Raw genomic sequence first — 9,097 nt, forward strand, 5'->3', positions numbered from 1 at the left:
ACCTAGTACAAGTAGCCTTATTCCATCTAGGCATAGGAAAAAGAGCGAGATTACAAATAACCATCCATCACCTAGCCATTGACGGAGTTTCCTGGAGAATCTTATTAGAAGACCTACAAACAGCCTATCAGCAACTTGAGCAAGGCAAAGATATTCAGCTTCCTGCCAAAACCACCTCTTTTAAAGATTGGTCAGAGAAACTAACAGCTTATGCCCAATCACAAACCCTCAAATCGGAAGCGGCTTATTGGTTGAATGAAACTCGCGCCGCAGTTCCTTCCATCTCTGTTGACCATACAAAAGGGGAAAATACTGTTGCCGCAGCTAACACAGTTTTATTGTCTTTAAGTGAGGCAGAAACTCACGCCTTACTGCACGATGTACCAAAAGCTTACAACACACAAATTAACGACATATTACTAACAACATTAGGGTTAGTATTAAGCAAATGGACAAACTCCAAGAGAGTGCTATTCAATCTAGAAGGTCATGGAAGAGAAGAAATAGTTGATAGTGTAGATTTATCACGGACAATAGGTTGGTTTACAACCATCTTCCCAGTATTAGTAGAACTACCAGCCACAGAAAATCTAGGGGAAACATTAAAAACAGTTAAAGAACAACTGCGGGCTATTCCCAATAAAGGCATTGGTTATGGACTATTGCGCTATCTGAGTCAAGATCCAGAAATTGCTAGTCAACTAAAGACATTACCCCAAGCCGAAATCAGTTTTAATTATTTGGGTCAATTTGATCAACAGATTAATACAAATTCTTGGATGCAGCCAGCTAGTGAGTCAGCAGGAAGAATGCACGGTTTACAAAACAACCGCCCTCATCTGCTAGATATAAACAGCATGATAGTTGAAAAACAGTTGCAAATAGAGTGGACATACAGCACAAATCTTCACCAAGCAGCCACAATTGAAAAACTGGCAAAGGAATTTATAAACACATTACAGGACATCATTACTCAAAGTAGTTTATTTGACAATCCAACAATTGCTCAATTAGCATTACAAATCTCTGACCATGAAGTGCAGCAATGCCATCCCCATTTGCTTACACTCCAATCTCAAGGAAGTGCCACTCCTATATTTTGTTTACCTGGTCGTAATGGACATGGTTTCTATTTTAAAGATTTGGCTATTAACTTAGAAAATCATCCGGTTTATAGTTTAGAAACTCCAGGAAGAAATGGATTTGGTGAAGTTCCAGAGTCAGTAGAACTGCATGGTAGTCAACTGATTGATTTATTACGTGAGCAACAACCTCATGGTCCATACATACTGGCAGGATATTCAGCAGGTTCTGTTGTTGCTTTTGAAATGGCTTACCAATTGGAAAAGCAGGGTGAAAAGGTAGAATTACTGGCTATCTTAGATGCTGGATTGGTGATTCACCCTGAAGATCTAACTAAGATGACAGATACTGATTGGATGTGGGAATTACTCCTATCTATAGAAGATGTAAAGGGAATTTCATTAGGTTTGGATTATGCTGATTTAGCTGCTCAACCAGACGAGTTAGCCCGTTGGAATTTAGCCGCAGAGTATTTATACAAACATGATGTTTTACCGGAAAACTCAAGCCTGTCTTTACTCAAAACAAATATGCAGGTAACGAAACAACTAACAATTAATTATGCAAATTATCGGCCTTCTTATCAAATTTCTGCGCCCATTGGTTTATTCCGCGCTGAAGAAGTGGATGAAGTTAATCTAAAACAACTTCGTGCTATTTATAATTACGATTTACCAGATTGGGGATGGCAAGATTGCACAGAAGACTCTGTGAAAGTAATATCTGTACCTGGAAATCACTTACGGATGCTGTATGAACCTAATGTCAAAACCTTAGCCTCACATTTACGGATGATGATCACTTAACTAGGGGTTGCTGAATAAACCAAAAACCTCTGACAGGGGGACAAAGTACCTTGAAACCAAGACTCTGTAACCCTTTCAATCTTGTTAGACATAAAAAGATACAGAGCAATTTCCCCCCTTATTGATTCCATTGTCAATAATTTCCTTGGGAAAATCCTATTTTACGTTCGTGTGACAGGAGTTTTCATTTTTTTAGACCACAGTAAGGGCGAAGCATTCGGACAATTAATTATCGGTTTTTACCGAAGACTATCATCCGAATGCTGATGCTTCCAGCACGCTTCGCGAACGCCCCTACATTGTTGACGCGAAACCTAAATCAAAATGTGGTTTATTTACCTGAAAATAGCTGTAATCCTAAAATTGGTTTGATCTTTTGAATAGACTTCTCTTTCAAATCCTTGCAGGATAAGCTTTTCAGTCATGATTGTCCCCCCGTTAGCATATTGTCTATTTCTAATTAATTGTCAATAATTTTCATTTATTGACAATTAATAAAAACTTAATTCACTCCTGAAACTCTTGTTAATCAACACTTGCAGGTTATTCTCTTACGTCGAACTCAGGTTTTCATTAAGTTCGTTCTCAACTTTTTCAGCAATCTCTAGTTAACAGTCTTAACTGTCTGCTTAAATGTTTAAAATGCTCTTGCAGTTGACTGCTAAACCTGAGATTATCTGTTTGCTTAGTAAGTATAAATTTTACCAACCAATTTAAAAACCATTAATTTTAAGTTAAAATAAATGAATGTTTTACCTTATAATCAGCGTTAATTGAAAAAATTAAAAAAATAATTAATAGCAGCTTGAATCTTAATAAGGATATATAAAGATAATGCATTTAGATCACCATAGTCAAATTTTAGGGACTTCAATTAATCAAAGTTTTGCATACCAACAAGAAATAGAAGTTGCTATTCGGTCGAGTTTGACTGTAGATGATTGTGTAGTTATCAAAAGACAGACAAAAAAGGGAAAACAGGAATTAATAGCTTATATAGTTCCATCGGGTTTGTTTGCACCAGAACAAATTTTAGATCATCTGCAAACAATTATCCCCAGTGAGTTAATACCTGCCGCATTTGTACCCATATCTACCATACCCCTAACAGATGCAGGTTATATCGATGAAGTTACTTTATCGAATTTAGAAGTGATTAACTCTGATGTAATGAGAGATTTAGAAAAGCAATTAGAGTCATTGTCAGACATTGATCGGGTTGCGGTGGTTGTTGAACCTGTGGTTAAAAGTATTCCTCCTGTGCATTTGGAAGAGTTATTAGGGGAGAGTCAAGCAAACCTCTATGAAAATAACCAACAAGAAATACAAGCAAATACACATAGTCAGAAAATAGAAGACAAAAATTATTCTGCTTCAAAAAAGTTAGCCATTAGTCACGGTGAACCACTACCATACTCTCCAGACGCTCCTAAAAATTTAGTAGAAGTATTACAAAGAGCCGCTAAAAATTCAAACGAAGGTATTATCTATATTAAATCCGATGGCAGTGAGACAGTTCAATCTTACAAAGAATTATGGCAGAATGCCCAACGAATTTTAGCAGGACTAAGAAAATTAGGACTTAAACCTCAAGACAAAGTAATTTTTCAATTAGCAGATAACCAACATTTCATCTGTGCTTTTTGGGGTTGTGTGTTGGGTGGTTTTGTTCCAGTTCCAGTATCCATTGCGCCTATTTATGAACCAGGTAATAATACAGCTAGTAAATTAAAAAACACATGGGAGATGTTAGAGAAACCCTTGGTACTAACAAGTGTTTCTTTATCTGCTGACATTGATGATTTTGCCAGAGTTTTAAACTTAGAAAACTTTAAAATTGCCACTGTTGATCATTTAAGTCAATGTGAACCAGATTTCAACATATATGATAATCAACCAGAAGATTTAGCAATTTTGCTTTTGACTTCTGGCAGCACGGGTACACCCAAAGCCGTTATGCAGACTCACAGTAGCTTAATAGCACGTTGTGCTGGTACTACCGTGATGAATGCTTATACAAGTGAAGATATCACGTTAAATTGGTTTTCCTTAGACCATGTTGTGGGAATAATTATGTTCCATTTACGGGATGTTTATGTTGGCTGCCAACAAATTCATGGGAACTCTGAATTAGTTTTACAAAAACCTACAACATGGCTAGATTGGATTACTCATTATCGCGTTACCGTGACTTGGGGTCCTAATTTTGCTTATAGCTTAATCAATGAGCAACTAGAAAAGATCAAAAATATCCCAACACCAACTTGGAATTTATCTTCACTCCGATTAATTCATAATGGAGGAGAACTGATCGTTGCTAAAACAGCAAGAAAATTTTTGCAGCTAGTTCAGTTATATCACCTACCAGCTACCGCAATGCACCCAGGTTGGGGAATGTCTGAAACATCTTCTGGTGTCGTATTTGCCGATAGTTTTTTACTAGATTCAACTACAGATGAGCAGAAATTTGTAGAATTGGGTTCACCTATTCCTGGATTTTCTATGCGAATTGTAGATAATCAAAATCAGGTAGTTGAAGAAAATACTATTGGTTGTTTACAGGTAAAAGGTGCATCTGTTACTATCGGTTACTATCAAAATCCACAAGCAAACCAAGAAGCTTTTACTGCTGATGGTTGGTTGAATACAGGGGATTTAGGCTTTCTTGATCAAGGACGTTTAACCATTACTGGCAGAATCAAAGATGTAATTATTATTAATGGATTAAATTACTACTGTCACGAAATTGAAGCTGCTGTTGAAGAAATTACAGGAATAGAAGTTTCTTATACAGCTGCTTGTGCAGTCAGACAACCAGGAAGCAATACTGATAAATTAGCAATATTTTTCCATACTTCTTTTGATGATGATCAAAGTTTATTACCTCTCCTCAAAGAAATTCGTGCTTGTGTTGTGAACAAGGTGAGAATAAATCCTGATTATTTAATTCCCGTAGCTAAAGAAATTATTCCTAAAACTGCTATTGGCAAAATTCAACGTTCTCAACTCAGTCAACGTTTCCAAACAGGTGAATTTCAATCAATCATTAAACAAATTGATATATTACTAGGCAATAGTAATACTATTCCCAATTGGTTTTACCGTCAAGTATGGAAACCTAAATCACCCATTAATGTTAATTCCTCTTTAACTATTACTAATACAACTCTAGTATTTCTCGATGCTTGGGGATTGGGTGACTATTTAGGTCAAACATTGTCAGAAAATAAACTGACCTATATTACCGTTGCACCTGGAGAAGAATTTAAAAAAATCAATCGTAACCATTATGTTATTAATCCAGAAATAGCCAAAGACTATCAACTTTTAATAGCATCCCTAGCAGCAGATAATATTATTATTGGGCAGATTGTCCATCTCTGGACTTACGATAAATATCAGGAAATTAACAGTATTGATAGCTTAGAAAAAGCCCAAGCACAGGGAATATATAGTTTATTATTCCTAGTGCAAGCCTTAGAAAAAAATCATAGCTTTGATCAAAATATTCAATTATTATTTATTTCTTCTCATCTCCAAGCTATCTGCTCAGATGATCCTATAGCTTATGAAAAATCAACAGTATTAGGATTATTAAAAACCATTCCTCAAGAACTACCGCAAATAAATTGTCGCCACATTGATTTACCCTTCGCTGAAGTTGAAAAAAATGGTGGTTACATTCTCCAAGAAATGCAAATCTCCTCAAAAGAACGAGAGGTAGCATACAGAAACGGACAGCGTTTAATTTCTCGCTTAGAACAAGTTGATTTTACAAGCCAACCTCACTCCTCAACTACCTTCAAACAAGGAGGAACGTATTTAATCACTGGGGGTATGGGTGGTATAGGTATTGAAATTGCTCGGTATTTGTTAAAACATTACCAAGCTAAATTATTATTAGTTGGTAGAACTCCTTTAACTTCAGAAAAACACATCAAACTCTATCAAGAACTAGCGCAGCTTGGGGGAGAAGTAATTTATGAAGCCGTTGATATTTGCGACTTAAAACAGTTGCAAACAATAGTAGAAAAAGCTCAATTCAGATGGGGCAAAAATCTCGATGGAATACTGCATTTAGCCGGAACTTTGCACGAACAACAGGTAGTAGCAGAAACCCAGGAAAACTTAGCAGCAATTCTACATCCCAAGGTTTTGGGATCTTGGGTATTGCATCAATTAGCAAAAGAAAATCAGGATACTATTTTTATTAACTTTTCTTCAGTAAATGGGTTTTTCGGTAGCACTGCTGTGGGTGGTTATGCTGCTGCTAATAGTTTTCTCGATAGTTTTACTCATTACCAAAATTCCCAAAATAAATTAACCAACAATAAATTAACCAGCTATTGTTTGAGTTGGAGTATGTGGGATAATACGGGAATGAGTCAAGGATATCAGATGAAAAATCTGATCCGTGCCAAGGGTTATTATATTATGTCTTCCTCCGAAGCAATATCTTCCATGCTGGCCAGCTTATACCATCAGCAACATAATTTGTTGATCGGTTTAGATGGCAGTAAGCAAAATATTCAACGGTGGCAGTCATCAAGTTTTAATTTACAAAAATTAACTGCCTATTTTACAGCTAAGACTAATAAGACTAAGGAAGTTGTTAAATTACCTAGTCTAAAGGTACAAGATGATTTCGGGAGTGTATGTATTTATGAGTCCGTAGAATTACCAAAAATGCCATTTCTTAAAAATGGTGAAATTGATCATGCTAAACTGATCAAAAGAAGTAACAATCAAGACAATAGGGAGCAGATTGAACCACGGAACGAGATAGAATTAAAAATTGCCCAATGTTGGCAACAAGTTTTAAAAGTTACACTTTTAGGCATTGATGACAACTTTTTTGAATTGGGTGGTAATTCATTATTAGCTGGTCAAGTAATTGCTCGGTTAAGAGAAAATTTCTCTTTAGAATTGTCTTTACAGCGTTTTTTGCAAACACCTACTATTGCTGGGTTATCTCAAACAATTACAGTAATTAAAACAGTAACTCAAAGTCAAAATAATTTGACTGAAACATCAGCACAAGAATACGAAGAGGATTATTTATAAAATGGCTATATTTGAATTTTTATCATTACTGAATAATTTAAATATCAAAGTTTGGCTTGAGGATGGTCAATTACGTTTTCGCGCTCCTAAAGGAGCAATGACGGCAGAAATAAAACAGCAAATTAAAGAACGGAAAACAGAAATTATTGCTTTTTTACAAGAAGCGCAAACAGCTACACAAATAACTTCTTTGTCTTTAGTTCCCGTTACCAGAGATCAAGATTTACCTTTATCTTTTGCCCAACAAAGAATGTGGTTTCTGTCTCAGTTGGATGGAGAAAGCACATCTTATAATGAAAGTTTCCAACTCAGAATTGTTGGTAAGCTTTCTTGGACTGCTTTAGAAAAAAGTATCAACGAAATTATCCGCCGTCATGAAGCTTTAAGAACTAACTTTCCTACAGTAGAAGGTATCCCTTTTCAGGTAATTAAACCTAATTTAACTCTCAATATTCCTGTGATAGATGTACAAGATTTCACAGAAACTGCTGTACAACAAATTATCAATCAAGAGGTTAGCAAGTCTTTTGATTTAGGGACTGATACCTTAATAAGAGTTACTTTACTACAGCAAGAACCAGAATCCCATTTGTTGCTGATCACCATGCACCACATCATCATAGATGGTTGGTCAATGGGGATATTTTTCAAAGAATTAGAAGCACTTTATTCAGCGTTTATTCAGGGAAAACCAAGTCCTTTAACAGAGTTAACAATACAATACGCTGATTTTGCTCTTTGGCAACGGAAATGGTTAACTAAAGAAGTTGAAGACAAGCAACTGGAATACTGGAAACAACAGTTAGCAGACGCACCTCCTTTGTTGGAGTTACCAACAGACTATCCACGTCCCCCAGAGCAAACTTTCGCCGGCGCTAGTGTAGAATTTCATATTGATGCAGATTTAACCTCTCAACTTATCACCCTCAGTCAAAAGTCAGGTGTAACTTTGTTTATGACCTTGTTAACAGCTTTTGCTGTGGTACTGCATCGTTACAGTGGTCAGGATGATATTTGTATTGGTTCACCTTTTGCTAACCGAGATCGCCGAGAAATTGAGACATTAATTGGCTTTTTTGTCAATACTTTGGTTTTGCGTACCCAGTTACAAGGTAATCCTAGTTTCTCCCAGTTACTAGAAAAAGTTCGTTCTGTGGTTGGGGATGCTTATGCACACCAGCATATACCATTTGAGCAAGTAGTAGAGGCATTAAAACCGGAACGTTCTCTGGGCTATAATCCACTGTTTCAGGTGATGTTTGTGCTGGAAAACTTCTCCCTGGATACTTTAGAGTTACCTGGTATTAGTCTGACTCCAGAAATTATAGATAGAGGTAGTGCAAAGTTTGATTTAGGTCTCTCGATGTGGCAGACACAACAGGGATTAATTGGATATTGGGAATATAACACCGATATTTTTGCTCCTGATACTATTGGGAGAATGATTAATCATTTTCAGACTTTGTTGGCAGGGATAGTGAAGAACCCAGAGCAAAGAATAGGAGAGTTACCACTACTAACTGAGTCAGAAAAACACCAACTATTAACAGAATGGAATAATACTCAAGTTGAATATCCTGTTGATAAGTGCATCCATCAGTTATTTGAAGAGCAGGTAGAGAAAACACCGAATGCAATAGCAGTAGTGTTTGAAAACGAACAACTCACCTATCAGCAATTGAATAGTCGGGCGAATCAGTTAGCACATTACTTACAATCTTTGGGTGTAAAACCAGAGACATTAGTAGGGATTTGTGTAGAACGTTCCCTAGAAATGGTAATTGGATTATTAGGGATACTCAAAGCAGGAGGGGCGTATGTACCCCTAGACCCAGAGTATCCCCAAGAACGCCTGAGCTTCATGTTAGAAGACGCTCAAGTATCAGTGCTGTTAACACAAAAATCACTATTAAATCAATTACCCTTAGACAATAGAGAAAAGCCTTATCAGGTAATTTGTTTAGAGCAACTTGTACTGAGCGAAGTCGAAGTAAACACCTTTAACTTAGAATTAACAGAAAACCCCAATCATCAAAGTCAACCAGAAAACTTAGCCTACGTAATTTACACCTCCGGTTCAACAGGAAAACCCAAAGGAGTAACAATAGAGCATCGCGCCATAGTCAACTTAAGTTTAACCTGGG

General features: G+C 36.5%; 3 protein-coding genes. All 3 read left to right on the forward strand.

Annotation, left to right across the window (positions count from 1 at the left end; genetic code table 11):
- Positions 1-1,889: condensation domain-containing protein (locus H6F45_RS25405; RefSeq protein ID WP_242052725.1), on the forward strand; the 1,889-nt coding region annotated here is incomplete at its 5' end.
- A gap of 834 nt (positions 1,890-2,723) precedes the next feature.
- The gene (locus H6F45_RS25410; RefSeq protein ID WP_190348742.1) at positions 2,724-6,953 is read left to right on the forward strand and encodes an SDR family NAD(P)-dependent oxidoreductase; all 4,230 of its coding nucleotides are present in this window, start codon (positions 2,724-2,726) and stop codon (positions 6,951-6,953) included.
- Position 6,954: 1 nt separating this feature from the next.
- The coding region (locus tag H6F45_RS25415) for a condensation domain-containing protein (RefSeq protein ID WP_190348743.1) at positions 6,955-9,097 on the forward strand (2,143 nt) is incomplete at its 3' end.

It is taken from the genome of Sphaerospermopsis sp. FACHB-1194 (assembly GCF_014696235.1).
GTDB lineage: Bacteria > Cyanobacteriota > Cyanobacteriia > Cyanobacteriales > Nostocaceae > Sphaerospermopsis > Sphaerospermopsis kisseleviana.